Annotated in this window: 13 protein-coding genes; 9 read left to right on the top strand and 4 right to left on the bottom strand. The window is 66.1% G+C overall.

The genetic code is table 11. The annotated features are described in order from the left end of the window. Positions 1 to 31 precede the first annotated feature (31 nt). Positions 32 to 2,125: a transglycosylase domain-containing protein gene (locus tag ACUCV3_RS19830; RefSeq protein ID WP_279728344.1), complete on the top strand. Its 2,094-nt coding sequence runs from the start codon at positions 32 to 34 to the stop codon at positions 2,123 to 2,125. A 9-nt stretch (positions 2,126 to 2,134) separates the two neighbouring features. Here the strand turns inward: ACUCV3_RS19830 and ACUCV3_RS19825 are convergent, their stop codons facing one another. Next, complete coding sequence (locus ACUCV3_RS19825; protein ID WP_482241018.1) at positions 2,135 to 3,100, bottom strand: retroviral-like aspartic protease family protein; 966 nt, start codon at positions 3,098 to 3,100, stop codon at positions 2,135 to 2,137. Positions 3,101 to 3,378: 278 nt separating this feature from the next. Between ACUCV3_RS19825 and rho the strand changes: the two genes are divergently transcribed. Together rho and ACUCV3_RS19815 are read left to right on the top strand one after the other, a co-directional pair. After that, positions 3,379 to 4,635 (top strand): transcription termination factor Rho, encoded by a 1,257-nt coding sequence (gene rho / locus ACUCV3_RS19820; protein WP_004209171.1) that lies wholly within the window; start codon positions 3,379 to 3,381, stop codon positions 4,633 to 4,635. A gap of 116 nt (positions 4,636 to 4,751) precedes the next feature. Then, entirely contained in the window at positions 4,752 to 5,471 is a 720-nt protein-coding gene (locus ACUCV3_RS19815; RefSeq protein ID WP_004209170.1) for a YjbE family putative metal transport protein, read from the top strand. A gap of 39 nt (positions 5,472 to 5,510) precedes the next feature. Here the strand turns inward: ACUCV3_RS19815 and ACUCV3_RS19810 are convergent, their stop codons facing one another. The 3 genes from ACUCV3_RS19810 to ACUCV3_RS19800 all read right to left on the bottom strand — a co-directional run bounded on the left by ACUCV3_RS19810 (position 5,511) and on the right by ACUCV3_RS19800 (position 8,353). After that, positions 5,511 to 6,560 (bottom strand): phytanoyl-CoA dioxygenase family protein, encoded by a 1,050-nt coding sequence (locus ACUCV3_RS19810; protein WP_482241017.1) that lies wholly within the window; start codon positions 6,558 to 6,560, stop codon positions 5,511 to 5,513. 120 nt (positions 6,561 to 6,680) lie between these two features. Continuing rightward, on the bottom strand, positions 6,681 to 7,652 hold the full coding sequence (locus ACUCV3_RS19805) for a quinone oxidoreductase family protein (protein ID WP_279728346.1): 972 nt from the start codon (positions 7,650 to 7,652) through the stop codon (positions 6,681 to 6,683). Continuing rightward, complete coding sequence (locus tag ACUCV3_RS19800; RefSeq protein WP_279728347.1) at positions 7,652 to 8,353, bottom strand: dienelactone hydrolase family protein; 702 nt, start codon at positions 8,351 to 8,353, stop codon at positions 7,652 to 7,654. The genes ACUCV3_RS19805 and ACUCV3_RS19800 overlap by 1 nt, the downstream gene beginning before the upstream one ends. A 164-nt stretch (positions 8,354 to 8,517) precedes the next feature. On the opposite strand from ACUCV3_RS19800, the gene ACUCV3_RS19795 reads away from it, so the two are divergent. The 6 genes from ACUCV3_RS19795 to ACUCV3_RS19770 all read left to right on the top strand — a co-directional run bounded on the left by ACUCV3_RS19795 (position 8,518) and on the right by ACUCV3_RS19770 (position 14,345). Next, positions 8,518 to 8,775, top strand: a complete 258-nt coding sequence (locus ACUCV3_RS19795; protein ID WP_279728348.1) for a DUF6489 family protein — start codon at positions 8,518 to 8,520, stop codon at positions 8,773 to 8,775. Next, positions 8,776 to 10,062 (top strand): tRNA uridine-5-carboxymethylaminomethyl(34) synthesis GTPase MnmE, encoded by a 1,287-nt coding sequence (gene mnmE, locus ACUCV3_RS19790; protein WP_279728349.1) that lies wholly within the window; start codon positions 8,776 to 8,778, stop codon positions 10,060 to 10,062. Between the two features lie 89 nt (positions 10,063 to 10,151). Beyond that, complete coding sequence (gene mnmG, locus ACUCV3_RS19785) at positions 10,152 to 12,002, top strand: tRNA uridine-5-carboxymethylaminomethyl(34) synthesis enzyme MnmG (RefSeq protein ID WP_279728350.1); 1,851 nt, start codon at positions 10,152 to 10,154, stop codon at positions 12,000 to 12,002. Next, the gene (gene rsmG / locus ACUCV3_RS19780) at positions 11,999 to 12,640 is read left to right on the top strand and encodes a 16S rRNA (guanine(527)-N(7))-methyltransferase RsmG (protein WP_313393476.1); all 642 of its coding nucleotides are present in this window, start codon (positions 11,999 to 12,001) and stop codon (positions 12,638 to 12,640) included. Before mnmG ends, rsmG begins: the two co-directional genes overlap by 4 nt. After that, entirely contained in the window at positions 12,637 to 13,419 is a 783-nt protein-coding gene (locus tag ACUCV3_RS19775; protein WP_037508856.1) for a ParA family protein, read from the top strand. The genes rsmG and ACUCV3_RS19775 overlap by 4 nt, the downstream gene beginning before the upstream one ends. Next, positions 13,416 to 14,345 carry a ParB/RepB/Spo0J family partition protein gene (locus ACUCV3_RS19770; RefSeq protein WP_010335757.1) on the top strand — a complete coding sequence of 310 codons (930 nt, stop codon included), beginning with the start codon at positions 13,416 to 13,418 and terminating at the stop codon, positions 14,343 to 14,345. Before ACUCV3_RS19775 ends, ACUCV3_RS19770 begins: the two co-directional genes overlap by 4 nt. Positions 14,346 to 14,398 lie beyond the last annotated feature (53 nt).

The following is a 14,398-nucleotide window of genomic DNA, read 5'->3' as shown; positions in this document are numbered from 1 at the left end:
GGCCGGTAATAGCGCGTATCCGGGGCGGCAAATGGCACGATCTGACAAGAGCAAGAAGGCGCCGGGCAAGGCGAAGAAATGGCTGGTGCGCGGGCTCAAGATCAGTCTGGTCGGCGCCTTTGCCGGTCTGGTCGCGATCGGCGTGGCCGTGTTCATCGCGATGCAGTCGCTGCCCGATTATAACAGCCTCAAATCCTCCCCCAATGGCCAGATGATCCGCGTCCATGCGGCGGACGGATCGGTCATCGTCTCCCTGGGGCCGAGCTTCGGCCGCTGGCTGAGCTATGACCAGATCCCCTCGGTCATGGTCGATGCGATGGTGTCGACCGAGGATCGCCGTTTCTACATGCACCCCGGCGTCGATCCGGTCGGCATGGCACGCGCGGCCTGGGTCGCGCTGGAACGGCGCGGCAGCGGCCGGCGCTGGCAGGGGGCGTCGACCATCACCCAGCAGGTCGCGCGCAACATCTTCCTCAACAACAGCTATAGCTGGGGCCGCAAGGTCCGCGAGATGGTGCTGGCGATGGCGCTGGAGCGCAAATTCTCCAAGCAGCAGATCCTGGAACTCTATCTCAACAAGGTCTATTTCGGCGGCGGGGCCTATGGCATCGACGCCGCCAGCCGCAAATTTTTCGGCCATCCCGCGCAGAGCCTGGACCTGCCCGAGGCGGCGATCATCGCCGGCCTGGTGAAGGCGCCGTCCAGCTATTCCCCCACCGCCGATGCCGAGGCCGCGATCGGCCGCGCCGGCGTGGTGCTCGACCTGATGCAGGAAAATGGCAAGATCAGCGCTGCCGATCACGCCAATGCCAATCTGGCTGGCGTGCGCATGGCGCCCGAGCCGCCGCAGAACAGCGTGCGCTATTTCACCGACTGGGCGCTGCCGCAGCTCGATACGCTGATCGACGAGCCCAATGAGCCGCTGGAAGTCTATACCACCATCGATCTTGGCATGCAGAATGCCGCGACCGCCGCGGTGAAGGCAAACGTGTCGAACGGCATGCAGGGCGCTCTGGTCAGCGTGGATCGCGACGGCGCGGTGCGCGCCATGGTCGGCGGGCTCGACTATGTGACGTCCAACTATAATCGCGCGACGACCGCCGTGCGCCAGCCCGGCTCGGCCTGGAAGATCTTCGTGTACATGGCGGCGCTGGAGGCAGGCTATACGCCCGATACCGGCGTTACCGACGAGCCGGTGACGATCAATGGCTGGAGCCCGCGCAACAGCAATGGTCGCTTTGCCGGCGCGATCGATATCCGCACCGCCTTTGCCTATTCGATCAACACGGTCGCGGCGAAGCTGGGCGTGGAGGTCGGCTTCCCGACCGTCGCCGACATGGCGCGCCGCTTCGGCATCACCACGCCGATCAACACCCATCCCTCGATGGTGCTAGGCACGTCGGACGTGCGGCTGATCGACATGACCCGTGCCTTCGCCTCGATCGCGCGCAAGGGCGTGGCGGTGACCCCCTATGGCATCACCAAGGTGACGACCGCCGACGGGCGGATGCTCTACCAGCATCAGGACGATACCAGCCGCGTGCTGGTGGCGCCCTGGGTCGCGGCGGGCATGACCGACCTGATGCAGACCGCGGTCAGCACCGGCACCGGCAAGGCGGCGCAGATCGGACGCCCGGTCGCGGGCAAGACCGGCACCACCAACAGCGGCAAGGATGGCTGGTTCCTGGGCTTTTCCAGCGGCATCACCACCGGCGTCTGGGTCGGCCGCGATGACGCCAAGGCGGTGCCTTCGCTCTATGGCGGTCGCGCGCCGGCCCACGCCTTTGCCGATTATATGAAGGTCGCCGTCGCCAAGCGGCCGGTGGAGCAGTTCGAGACCCAGGTCACCCTGCCCGAATGGCAGCTGGAGCCGGACGAGGAAGCCTATTACGGCCAGCCGGATAACGGCATGGAAGGCGGCATGATGGTCGATGAAAATGGCCTGCCGATCGACCGTGCCCGGCCGGCCGGCAGCGAGGCGGAGGATGGCGAGGATATGGCTCAGCCCGATCCGGCCGATCGCCCGGCGCCGCCGCGCCTGGACCAGCAGTGGATCGACAATGTGCTGGGCCGCACGCCGCGCCAGCGCCAGCCGGCCCAGCAGCAGCGACCCGACAATCCGTGATCCGGTGCCTCAGCGTCCCTGACGGGGCGCTGAGGCGGCCAGCCGGACCGGATCGAGCGCACCGGTATCGGGCAGCAGGAAATCCACCTTGCCCCGGCCGAAGTCGATCGCCACCCGGTCGAACAGCCGCAGTGCGTTCATCCCCAGCATCAGTGCCGGCTTGTCGGCCAGGCCCAGCTCGGCGAAGGGGCTGGCCTCGGCGAACAGCACCGGCACGCCGGTCAGCTTGACCCGGCCCATGCGCACGAAATCCAGCCGCCCGACATCGCCGGTCAGCGTGTCGCCGGTCACGCTGATCAGGCTGGCCTGCAGCAGCGCGGGCGCGCGCTTCTTGCGGACCAGCTTGTCGCGCAGCGCCAGATTGCCGACGCTGAAATTGGCACCGGTATCCAGGATGATGTTCACCTTCATCCCGTTGACGTCGGAATCGAGCAGAATCAGCTGTCCCTTGCGCCGGCGCGCCTCGACGATGATCGCATCGGGATCGCGCGGGGGCAGGCGGCGGCTTTTGCTGATCTCCATCCGGCCGGTGCGGAAATTGAGCAGCACCCGCTTGGCATGCAGGCTGTCGAGGCCGAGCAGGCCGGCGGCGCCCAGATGCTCGCCGTTCAGCACCGGCGCCTCTATATCGTCCACCGTGGTCGCGCCGAAACCGAGTCGGGGCACGGCGACGGTCGGTACCTCCGCCTTGCCGGTCATGCTGAGGATGGTGACGATCCGCCGATTGGGCAGGGCGAGCCGGTCGGCCAGGTCGCGGGCGATGACCGTGCGCTGCGAGCCGGTGTCGATCACGAAGTTCCACGGCCCCTTGCCGTCGATATTGATGGGAATGGTGACGCGATCGTCGAGCGAGGGGCCGGTGCGGACGACGGTGGGTGGTATGTCGGGATCGAGCGGGGGGCTGTCCTGCGCGGCGAGTGGCAGCGCGGTGAGCGCGCCCGTGGCGATCGCCATCAGGGCACGGAAATAACGCATTTCCTCATCCTTCCGATATTTTATGTCTCATCATATCATGGGGCAGGATATGTCGTCCATCGCCGCAGATGGGGCACCACCTGTCGAAAATCCCCGGATCGCCCATGATTTCAGGCGGAATAGGGAAATGTCCTCGCTTGACTTGAGGGCCGGGCGCTCGCTAAACGCCGACTATTCCCCTCGCCCGTCCGGCGCGAGGCTTTCCCGAGACATTGACCGGGCAAAATCTCCTTTCTTACCCGGCTATTCTATCCCTCACTCCATCGGACCGACTCGCAATGCATCTCAAGGACCTCAAGAAGACAGTTCCCGCCGACCTCGTCACCATGGCGGAAGAACTGGGCGTCGAGGGCGCATCGACCCTGCGCAAGCAGGATCTGATGTTCGCCATCCTGAAGGCCGAGGCCGAAAATGGCGCGCAGATCATGGGTGAGGGCACGATCGAAGTGCTGCCGGACGGCTTCGGCTTCCTGCGCAGCCCGGAGGCGAATTTCCTGGCCGGTCCCGACGACATCTATGTCTCGCCCAACCAGGTCCGTCGCTTCGGCCTGCGCACCGGCGACACGGTCGAGGGCGAGATCCGCGCACCCAAGGATGGCGAGCGCTATTTCGCCCTGACCAAGCTGCTGTCGGTCAATTTCGATGATCCGGACGTCGTCCGCCATCGCGTCAATTTCGACAACCTGACCCCGCTCTATCCCGAGCAGAAGCTGCGTCTCGACACGCTGGACCCGACCATCAAGGACAAGTCGGCCCGCGTCATCGACATCGTCTCGCCGCAGGGCAAGGGCCAGCGCACGCTGATCGTCGCGCCGCCGCGCGTCGGCAAGACGGTGATGCTGCAGAATATCGCCAAGGCCATCACCGACAATCATCCCGAAGTCTTCCTGATCGTCCTGCTGATCGACGAGCGTCCGGAAGAAGTCACCGACATGCAGCGCAGCGTGAAGGGCGAGGTCGTCTCCTCGACCTTCGACGAGCCTGCCACCCGCCACGTCCAGGTCGCCGAAATGGTGATCGAGAAGGCCAAGCGCCTGGTCGAGCACAAGAAGGATGTCGTTATCCTGCTCGACTCGATCACCCGCCTCGGCCGCGCCTACAACACCGTCGTCCCCTCGTCGGGCAAGGTGCTGACCGGCGGCGTCGACGCCAACGCGCTGCAGCGCCCGAAGCGCTTCTTCGGCGCCGCGCGCAACATCGAGGAGGGCGGCTCGCTCTCGATCATCGCGACCGCGCTGATCGACACGGGCAGCCGCATGGACGAAGTCATCTTCGAAGAGTTCAAGGGCACCGGTAACTCGGAAATCGTGCTGGACCGCAAGGTTGCGGACAAGCGCATCTTCCCGGCGCTGGATGTCGGCAAGTCCGGCACCCGCAAGGAAGAGCTGCTGGTCGAGAAGCCGACGCTCAGCAAGATGTGGGTGCTGCGCCGCATCCTCATGCAGATGGGCACGGTCGACGCGATGGAATTCCTGCTCGACAAGATGAAGGATTCCAAGACCAACGAGGATTTCTTCGCGACCATGAACCAGTAAGCGCGGCGGCGGCTGCGCGGATGTGCGGCCACCCTGCCATATATTTTGCGGTGAGAGCCGGGCCATGTATATGGTCCGGCTTTCTTCATTTTCACATACAGGGACGTTAGGCCGTCATGCTCGACCTTATCGCCACCGCCGCTTCGGCCGCCCAGGGGCTCGGTTCCCCGGCGGATATCTGGCAGCATATCGTCAACGACTTCAGCAATATCGGGACGCCCAGCGCCCTGGCCGCCTTTGGTCAGGTGCTGATGATCGATATCCTGCTGGCGGGCGACAATGCGATCGTCGTCGGCGCGCTGGCCGCCGGCCTGCCGCCCAAGCAGCGCCAGCAGGTGATCCTGATCGGCATCATCGCTGCGCTGGTGCTGCGCATCGGCTTTGCGCTGGTGGTCAGCCAGCTGATGCAGATTGTCGGCCTGATCCTGGCCGGCGGCCTGCTGCTGCTGTGGGTCAGCTGGAAGATGTGGCGCGAGCTGCGGCCCAATGCCGGCGCGCATACGCCTGACGATCCGAGCGACGATGATGTGTCGGGCGTGCGCCCGGCCAAGAGCTTTGCCGCCGCCGCCTGGTCGGTGGCGATCGCCGACGTCAGCATGAGCCTGGACAATGTGCTGGCCGTGGCCGGTGCCGCGCGGGAGCATCCAGGCATCCTGATCATCGGCCTGATCCTGTCGGTGGCGATGATGGGCATCGCGGCGAACATCATCGCCAAATATATCGAGCGCTTCCGCTGGCTGGCCTATCTTGGCTTGGCGGTGATCGTCTATGTTGCCTGCTCGATGATCTATGACGGCATCATGGATCGGTCGGTCGGCATATTGACGCTCTTCTGATCGATCTGATCAACGCTATCGCAATCGGCCCGCCCACGCTCAGTCGTCGGCGGGCCTTTTCATGCCTGCGGGCCGCCAGGGATGGCCGATCCAGCGCGCCACGGCATCGCGCAGGCCCCAGCGCAGGTTGATGCGCCGTTCGGTGATGCCCGGCAGGCTCCAAATGTCGAGCCCCACCAGCGGACGAAAGGGGTTGCGCCGGCCATAGGCCCAGAGTTCGACGCGGGTGGAACGCTGCGCCGCTTCTCCGCGCGCATGGAAGCCGAAAGTGTCGGCGATCACCAATGTGTTGGCTGGGACCGGAAATTGGCGCGGCGGCGGGAGGCCAAGACCGGCCAGTTCCGCTTCGTCGATCCGCAGCGAGCCGCGCGCCGACAGGCGGCAATCGCCATCTCGCGCTGTCAGGCTGCGCTGTTTCTCCCACGCCGCGCGCGCGGGGGTCAGTCGATGCGATCCGGGCACATAGGTGAAGGGGCCGCCTTCGGCCGGGACGTCCTCCAGGAACAGCCAGGCCTTCATCGCGGGATGGAAGGTATCGGCGTGCAGTTGAGTCTGCGGATCGGGCGCGCCGTCCCGTCGATGGGTGAGAATGGTCTGGATGTAGATCAGCGGCTCGACGTTGAAGCCGGCGGCATAGCGCGCCAGCGCGCGCCAGCGGGGATGATCGAGAAAGCGGGCTATTGCGGGCATGGCGCGCCGTGCAGCGCCGTCCAGTGCGTAACGGCGGGTGATGGTATGACCCTGCACCATTTCACGTGGAACAGCCTGATAGGCCGCAATCTGCTCGCGCAGGGCGGCAAACTGCTCCGGCGGCAGGAAATCGCGAATCTCGATGAAACCGTCGCGATCAAAGGCATGACGATCGGCTGCGGAAAGATCTGCGGCGAGACGCGAGCGACGACGGGCTGTCATCCATTGGGCGAGCCTGACGCGCCCGACATGGAGGCCCAGCGCATTGAGCCGGGACGAACCGATCAGCGGATTATCGATAAAGGATTTGGCACCGGTCGCCAGCTGCACGGTCCACCATGGCAGCAGGATCAGCTTGGCCAATCGGGGTATGTTCTTGTTCTTCCGGGACGGCTGCATCTCCTGTCGGATACTGCAAATGGCGATCAATAGGGAAGGGCGGGCAGACCGCCTGCACAAAAAAAGGGACGGCATGTGCAAATGCCGTCCCTGATAGGATTATACAGATCAACCAGAGGCTTAGGGGATCAGGATGGTGCTGCCGGTCGTCTGGCGCCCTTCCAGCGCGCGATGGGCGTTCGCAGCGTCGGCGAGAGCGAAGCTCTGGCCGATCTGCGCTGACACGATCCCGCGTGCCATCCGGTCGAACAGGCGTTCGGCGGTGTTGGTCAGATCCTCCGCCGTCGCGACATAGTCGAACAGGGTCGGGCGGCTGACATAGAGCGAGCCGTTGCGGCTGAGGTCGAGCAGGCTGATCGGCGGCACCGCGCCCGATGCATTGCCATAGCTGACCAGCAGACCGCGGCGGCGCAGGCTGGCGAGCGATGCGGCCCAGCTATCCTTGCCGACGCCATCATAGGCGACGGCGACGCCCTTGCCGTCGGTCAGGTCACGCACCTGCGCCGCCAGATCGTCGAGCGGACCGGACAGGCTGTGGTCGGCATCGACCCTGGCCGCCTTTTCGGGCGATCCGCTATGGGCGATCACGACCACGCCCTTGTCGCGCAGCCAGGGCACCAGCACCGATCCGACACCACCGGCGGCGGCATGGACCAAGGCGACATCGCCGGGCAGCAGGTCGATCATGTCCTCGGCCAGATAACAGGCGGTCATGCCCTTGAGCATCATCGCGGCGGCATCGCGCGTGCTGACCGCATCGGGGATGCGCACGACCCGATCGGCCGGGACGATGCGGTGGGTGGCATAGGCGCCCAGGCCCGCGGCGCAGCCGACCTTGTCGCCCACGGCCATGCCGCTGACGCCCGCACCAACCGCGACGACATGGCCCGCACCCTCCGATCCCAGCGTCAGGGGCAGGGGGGCGGGGTAGAGGCCGGTGCGATAATAGGTGTCGATGAAGTTGAGACCGACCGCATCCTGCGCGATCAACACCTCGCCTTCACCGGGCGTGCCCGGATCGAAACGCTCGCGTTCGATCGCCTCGGGGCCACCATGGGCCCGGACGATCATCCGGTATGCTTCGTCCGACATCAGGCGAGCGCCTGCGCGAAGAAGTCGGCGGTGCGACGGTCGGCCAGCTGGGCGGCTTCCTCGACCCGGCGATCGCCCATCTCGGCAGCGAAGCCATGATCCAGCCCTTCATAATCATGCAGGGTGACGTGGCGGTTGTCCTTCAGCCCGTCATGCATCTTGGCCTGCACATCGGCAGGGACGAAGCCGTCTTTGGTCGGGATATGCAGCATGGTCGGCTTGCCGATGGCATGTTGTTCGCCCAGCAGCCCGTCTATGCCCACGCCATAATAGCCGACAAAGGCATCGCCATCGGTGCGGCAGGCGGTCATGAAAGCGACGCGGCCGCCCAGGCAATAGCCGACGACGCCGACCTTGGCCGGGCCTTCCAGCATCGCGCGCGCGGCGCGGATGGTCGCCTCGATATCGCGGACGCCCTGATCCTGGTTGAAGCGGGGGATATAGGCGAGTGCCTGCTGCATCTGTTCGGGGATGTCAGCGTCCAGCTCGATATGCGGATCGATGCGCCAGAACAGGTCGGGCGCGATCGCCAGATAGCCGGCGCGGGCCCAGCTGTCGCATTTGCGGCGGATGCCTTCATTGACGCCGAAAATCTCCTGTATGACGATGATCGCCGCCTTAGGGGCGCTGTCGGGCGTGGCGACATAGGCGTCGAACTGGCCGTCGCCTTCCAGCGTCTTGATCGGAATATAGTCTGCCATGGGATATCCTTCCGCCTTGGGAGTCTGTTAGGTCGAGGCGCATATTGGCGCCTTGGGCGAGGGGTGCAAGCGCGCTGTCACGCCCAAAAAATTTGCCATCGCCGGCCTGTTTGCGGCATGAGATGGAGCGACAGGCGGATGACCGCGACAGGGAAGGGCAGCAGATGAAAGTGACCGTCGACGTGGATTGCACCCCGGCCGAGGCGCGCGCCTTTCTGGGCCTGCCGGACGTCAGCACCATCCACGACAAATATATCAAGACGATGCTGGACAGCATGGATGGCATCGGCAGCGTCGAGCAGATGGAGACCCTGTTCAAGAGCTTCTCGCCGATGGGTGATGCGGGCGTGCGCCTGTTCAAGCAGATGATGGATATTGGCCTGTCCGGCATGGCGGGCAAGAATGGCGACAAGAAGGATTAAGTGAGCGAGACGATCTTCGCCCTGTCGAGCGGTGCGCCGCCGGCGGGGATTGGCGTGGTGCGCGTCAGCGGCCCGATGGCGGGTGCGGCGTTGCAGGCGCTGGCCGGGCGACTGCCCACCCCCCGCATGGCGAGCCTGGGGCTGCTGAGCGATCCGCGCGACGGCGCGCCGCTCGACAGGGCGTTGCTCTTGTGGTTGCCGGGGCCGCGCACGGTGACGGGCGAGGATATGGCCGAGCTGCATTGCCATGGCGGTCGTGCGGTGATTGCGGCGGTCGAGGCGGCGCTGGGCGCGATGCCAGAGTTGCGCCGCGCAACTGCGGGCGAATTCACCCGCCGCGCCTTTGCCCATGGCCGCATGGACCTGAACGAGGTCGAAGGATTGGCGGACCTGCTGGCGGCCGAGACGCAGCAGCAGCGGCGTGCGGCACTGGCGATGATGGAGGGCCATTTCTCGCAGCGGATCGACGGCTGGCGGATGCGGCTGCTCGACCTGTCGGCGATGGCCGAGGCTGCGCTCGACTTCTCCGACGAGGATGATGTGCCCGACGTCGATATCGAGGGGCGGATCGGGCAGGGGGTGATGGCACTTGCGGACGATGTCGGTGCGTTGCTGTCGGCGCCTTCGGCCGAGCGGCTGCGCGACGGCATTCGGGTGGTGCTGGCTGGGCCGCCCAATGCCGGCAAGTCGACCTTGCTGAACCGGCTGGTGGGGCGCGAGGCGGCGATCGTGTCCGATATTGCCGGCACCACCCGCGACCGGATCGAGGTGCCCGCCGCGATCGGCGGCACCGCTTTCCTGTTCACCGACACGGCCGGGCTGCGCGACGAGACCGGCGATGCGATCGAGGCGATCGGTATCGACCGCGCACGCGCCGCGCTGGAGGCGGCGGACATCATCCTGTGGCTGGGCGATCCGGCCGAGGCACCACGCGAGGATGCGCTGCTGATCGCGGCGCAGAGCGATGTCGCGCTATATGGTTCCGACCGGCCCGGCCTGCGTCTGTCGGCGCGGACGGGGGAGGGGATGGACGCGCTGGTGGCGATGCTGCTCGATCGGGCGGCGACGCTGCTGCCGGGCGAGGGCGACTATGCCCTGCATGCGCGGCAACGGGAGGGCGTGCGCCAACTGCACGACCATCTGCTCGCCGCAGGCGCGGCCCGCGACCTGCTGGTGCTGGCGGAGGAGTTGCGCCTGGGGCGGCGAACCATTGATGCGCTGACCGGACAGGCGGGGACCGAGGATATGCTCGACCGTCTCTTCTCGGGATTCTGTATCGGGAAGTGAGCGAAATTTCCGCGTGTGATGGCTGATAGTGCGATGTTCCACGTGGAACGCTTTTGACCGCAGGCCCCTGAATCTGATATGGGGCCGCCATGCGAACAAGCTATGATGTGATCGTGGTCGGTGGTGGCCATGCCGGCTGCGAGGCGGCCGCTGCGGCAGCGCGCAAGGGCGCAGCGGTGGCGCTGCTCACCTTCGAGCGGGCGACCGTGGGTGCCATGTCCTGTAACCCGGCGATCGGCGGTCTGGGCAAGGGCCATCTGGTCCGTGAAGTGGATGCGCTTGACGGGTTGATCGGCCGGGCTGCCGACGCCGGCGCGATTCATTATCGCATGCTCAACAGCAGCAAGGGCGCCGCCGTCCAGGGACCGCGCGTGCAGGCCGACCGCAAGCGCTACAGGGCGGCAATCCACCAGATGCTCGACGCCCAGGCGGGGCTGGAGATTGTCGAGGGTGAGACGGTAGGCCTGATCGTCCGCGAGGGCACAGTGGCCGGTCTGGCTCTGGCCGATGGTCGGACGCTGGAGGCGCCTTCGATCGTGCTGGCGACGGGCACCTTCCTGGGCGGTAAGCTGTTCCGCGGTGAGGATGTGGATGTCGGCGGTCGCACCGGCGAGCGGGCGGCAACGGCGCTTGGTGTGCAGTTGCGCGAGATGGGCCTGCCGATCGGCCGGCTGAAGACCGGGACGCCGCCGCGCATCGACGGCCGCACCATCGACTGGGCGGTGCTGGAGGAGCAGGCGTCGGACGGCGAGGGCTGGACCATGTCGCCGCTGTCGGATCATCGGCCGCTGCCGCAACTGGCCTGTGCCATCACCCGCACCAATGAACGGACCCATGCGATCATCCGCGAAGGGCTGGGGCGATCGCCCTTGTTCAGTGGTGCGATCGAGGGGCGGGGGCCACGCTACTGCCCGTCGATCGAGGATAAGGTGATCCGCTTCGGCGATCGCGACGGCCATCAGATCTTCCTGGAGCCCGAAGGGCTGGACGATGCGCTGGTCTATCCCAATGGCATCAGCACCTCGCTGCCGGCCGATGTGCAGCGGGCCATGATCCGGTCGATGCGCGGGCTGGAGCAGGCGGAGATCGTCGTGCCGGGCTATGCGGTCGAATATGACCATATCGATCCGCGCGCGCTGGATGCCAGCCTGGAGGTGCGGGCGCTGCCCGGCCTCTTCTGCGCGGGGCAGATCAATGGCACGACCGGCTATGAGGAGGCGGCCGCCCAGGGGCTGGTCGCCGGCACCAACGCCGCCGCGCGGGCGCGGGATGAAGCGCCGATGATCCTTGACCGCGCCAGCTCCTATATCGGCGTGATGATCGATGATCTGGTGCTGCAGGGCGTGACCGAACCCTATCGCATGCTGACCGCGCGGGCGGAATATCGGCTGCGATTGCGCGCCGACAATGCCGAGACGCGGCTGGGCGAGATTGGCCTGACCCATGGCATAATCGGTCCGGATCGGGCGGCGCGCTTCGCCGCACGGGCCAGTGTGCGCGCCGCGATCGAAGCGGAACTGGCGCGACCCTTTACCGCGACCGAGATGGCGCGGGCAGGGGCGGCCGTGCGGCAGGATGGCGCGCGGCGCAGCCTGTTCGAATGGGCGCGCTTCCCCGAAGTGCAGGCGGAGCTGCTGGTGACGCTGGCGCCGAACCTGGCGGAGGCGCCGGCCGACCTGCGCGCCGAGATTTTGGAGGACGCCCATTATGCGCCCTATCTCGAACGACAGGATGCGGAGATCGCCGCGCTGCGTCGGGACGAGCGCGTGGCCATTCCGGCAGACTTCGACTTTGGCAGTGTCGGCGGCCTGTCGACCGAGATGATCGAGCGACTGGACGGGGCCCGTCCGGACACGCTGGCCGCTGCGGGCCGTATCCGCGGCATCACCCCGGCGGCTCTGGCCGCCATCCTTGTCCATGTGCGGCGGAAGGCAGCATGACCGAAGACGAAGCGCGGGCCTGGCTCGACGCGCATTTTGATGTTCCACGTGAAACATGGGATCGGCTGGAGCGCTATGTGTCGCTTTTGCTGTCCGCCATGGACGAGCAGAATCTGATCGCCGAATCGACGCGGCCCCATGTCTGGGCGCGGCACATCGTCGACTCGGCCCAGCTGCTGTTGCACGCGAAGGATGCGGGGGAGGGGCCTTGGATGGACCTGGGTTCCGGCGCAGGCCTGCCCGGCATCGTCGTCGCCAGCATGTCCGACCGGCCGCTGATCATGGTCGAATCGCGCCGCAAGCGGATCGACTTCCTCAATGATGTGATCGCGGAGCTGGGTCTGACCAACGCCTCCGTCTTTGGCGGACGGGTCGAGGTCGCGCCGCCGACCAAGTCGGCCGTCATCAGCGCCCGCGCCTATGCGCCGCTGCCCAAATTGCTCCAGTCGGCCCAGCATCTGTCCGATGAAAAGACGATTTGGGTGCTGCCCAAGGGACGAAATGCGCAGAATGAACTGGAGACCGCGCGTCCGGCATGGCAAGGTGCGTTTCATGTGGAACGCAGCGTGACCGACGCCGACAGCGCCATCATCGTCGCGCGATCCGTCAAACCTGTCAAAAAGAAGGGTCGAGGATGATTTGTATCGCCATCGCCAATCAGAAGGGCGGAGTCGGCAAGACCACCACGGCTATCAATCTGGCGACCGGCCTGGCCGCGACGGGGCTGCGCGTGCTGCTGGTCGATCTTGATCCGCAGGGCAATGCCTCGACCGGGCTGGGCGTCAATCATGCCGACCGCGAACGGTCGAGCTATGACCTGCTGGTCGGCAATTGCGAACTGGACGAGGCGGTCGTCACCACCCGCGTGCCCAAGCTGGACCTGATCCCGGCGACCCAGGATCTGTCCGGGGCGGAGATCGAGCTGATCGATTATGAGCAGCGCACCCACCGGCTGGAGCGGGTGCTGTCCGAGGCGCCCGCCGGGCGCTGGGACATCTGCCTGATCGACTGCCCGCCCTCGCTCGGCCTGCTGACGGTCAATGCGATGGTGGCGGCGCAATCGCTGCTGGTGCCGCTGCAGTGCGAATTCTTCGCGCTGGAAGGGCTGTCGCAGCTGTTGCAGACGGTCGAGCGCATCCGCAGCCGGTTCAACACCGGCCTGTCGATCCTGGGCGTGGCGCTGACCATGTATGACCGTCGCAACCGGCTGACCGATCAGGTCGCCGACGATGTGCGCGCCGTGCTGGGCGACCTCGTCTTCACCACCGTCATTCCGCGCAATGTGCGCCTGTCCGAGGCGCCGAGCCATGGCGTGCCGGCGCTCATCTATGATTTCCGCTGTTCGGGGTCGGAAGCCTATATGCGTCTGGCGCGCGAACTGATCGCGCGTCTTCCCCGACAGGAGGTAGCGGCTTGAGCGACGAAATTGGGGAAAAGCAGAAGCCGGTAAAGCGGCCGCACGGTCTGGGCCGCGGCCTGTCGGCGCTGCTGGGCGATGTCAGCCGGGAAGAGCCGGTGGCGGCGAGCGCCAACAGCGCCGCGCCGTCGAGCAAGGCGGTGCAGAATATCGAGGTCGCGCTGATCCAGCCGCACCCCGAACAGCCGCGTCGCCATTTCGACCAGGACGCGCTGCAGGAACTGGCCGACAGCATCGCCAAGCGCGGCGTGATCCAGCCGATCATCGTGCGCCCCCATGGCGGCGGCTTCCAGATCGTCGCGGGCGAGCGGCGCTGGCGGGCGGCGCAGAAGGCTCAACTGCATCGCATTCCGGCGATCGTGCGCGACTTTGATGAGCAGGAAACGCTGGAAATCGCGCTGGTCGAGAATATCCAGCGCGAGGATCTCAACCCGATCGAAGAAGCCGAAGCCTATCGCAAGCTGATCGGCGAATTCCATCATAGCCAGGAAGCGCTGGGCCGCATCGTCGGCAAGTCGCGCAGCCATATCGCCAATCTGATGCGCCTGCTCGACCTGCCCGATCCGGTGCAGCAGGCGGTGTCGCACGGGCGGATCAGCATGGGTCATGCCCGCGCGCTGATCGGCGTGCCGGGCTGCGAATCGATGGCGCTGATGGTCGAGCAGAAGGGGCTTTCGGTCCGCGAGACCGAGCAGCTGGTGCGCAAGACCAAGAAGGGCGAGGATGCAGAGCCCAAGTCGCGCGGCGCAACTCCCGGAGGCAAGGATGCCGATATCGCGGCACTCGAGCAGCATCTGGCCGATATATTGGGCCTGAAGGTCGAAATCGCCGACAGCGGTGACGGGCCGGGCACATTGTCGCTGCGCTATTCGACGCTCGACCAGCTCGACATGCTGTGTCAGCGCCTGTCGGGCGAGCGGATCTAAAAAAGCCGCATCGGTTCGGTTCCGGATGAGGGGGACGTGCAAAGCGCTTCCCC

Source organism: Sphingobium sp. VMM, assembly GCF_056790315.1.
Note: the sequence above shows the minus strand (reverse complement) of the source record. Positions and strands in the feature narration are given on the sequence as shown.

Bases quoted from the DNA above. Each gene is read 5' to 3' on its own strand.
- ACUCV3_RS19830 (WP_279728344.1), top strand. From the start codon at position 32: ATGGCACGATCTGACAAGAGCAAGAAGGCGCCGGGCAAGGCGAAGAAA.
- ACUCV3_RS19825 (WP_482241018.1), bottom strand. From the start codon at position 3,100: ATGCGTTATTTCCGTGCCCTGATGGCGATCGCCACGGGCGCGCTCACC.
- rho (WP_004209171.1), top strand. From the start codon at position 3,379: ATGCATCTCAAGGACCTCAAGAAGACAGTTCCCGCCGACCTCGTCACC.
- ACUCV3_RS19815 (WP_004209170.1), top strand. From the start codon at position 4,752: ATGCTCGACCTTATCGCCACCGCCGCTTCGGCCGCCCAGGGGCTCGGT.
- ACUCV3_RS19810 (WP_482241017.1), bottom strand. From the start codon at position 6,560: ATGCAGCCGTCCCGGAAGAACAAGAACATACCCCGATTGGCCAAGCTG.
- ACUCV3_RS19805 (WP_279728346.1), bottom strand. From the start codon at position 7,652: ATGTCGGACGAAGCATACCGGATGATCGTCCGGGCCCATGGTGGCCCC.
- ACUCV3_RS19800 (WP_279728347.1), bottom strand. From the start codon at position 8,353: ATGGCAGACTATATTCCGATCAAGACGCTGGAAGGCGACGGCCAGTTC.
- ACUCV3_RS19795 (WP_279728348.1), top strand. From the start codon at position 8,518: ATGAAAGTGACCGTCGACGTGGATTGCACCCCGGCCGAGGCGCGCGCC.
- mnmG (WP_279728350.1), top strand. From the start codon at position 10,152: ATGCGAACAAGCTATGATGTGATCGTGGTCGGTGGTGGCCATGCCGGC.
- rsmG (WP_313393476.1), top strand. From the start codon at position 11,999: ATGACCGAAGACGAAGCGCGGGCCTGGCTCGACGCGCATTTTGATGTT.
- ACUCV3_RS19775 (WP_037508856.1), top strand. From the start codon at position 12,637: ATGATTTGTATCGCCATCGCCAATCAGAAGGGCGGAGTCGGCAAGACC.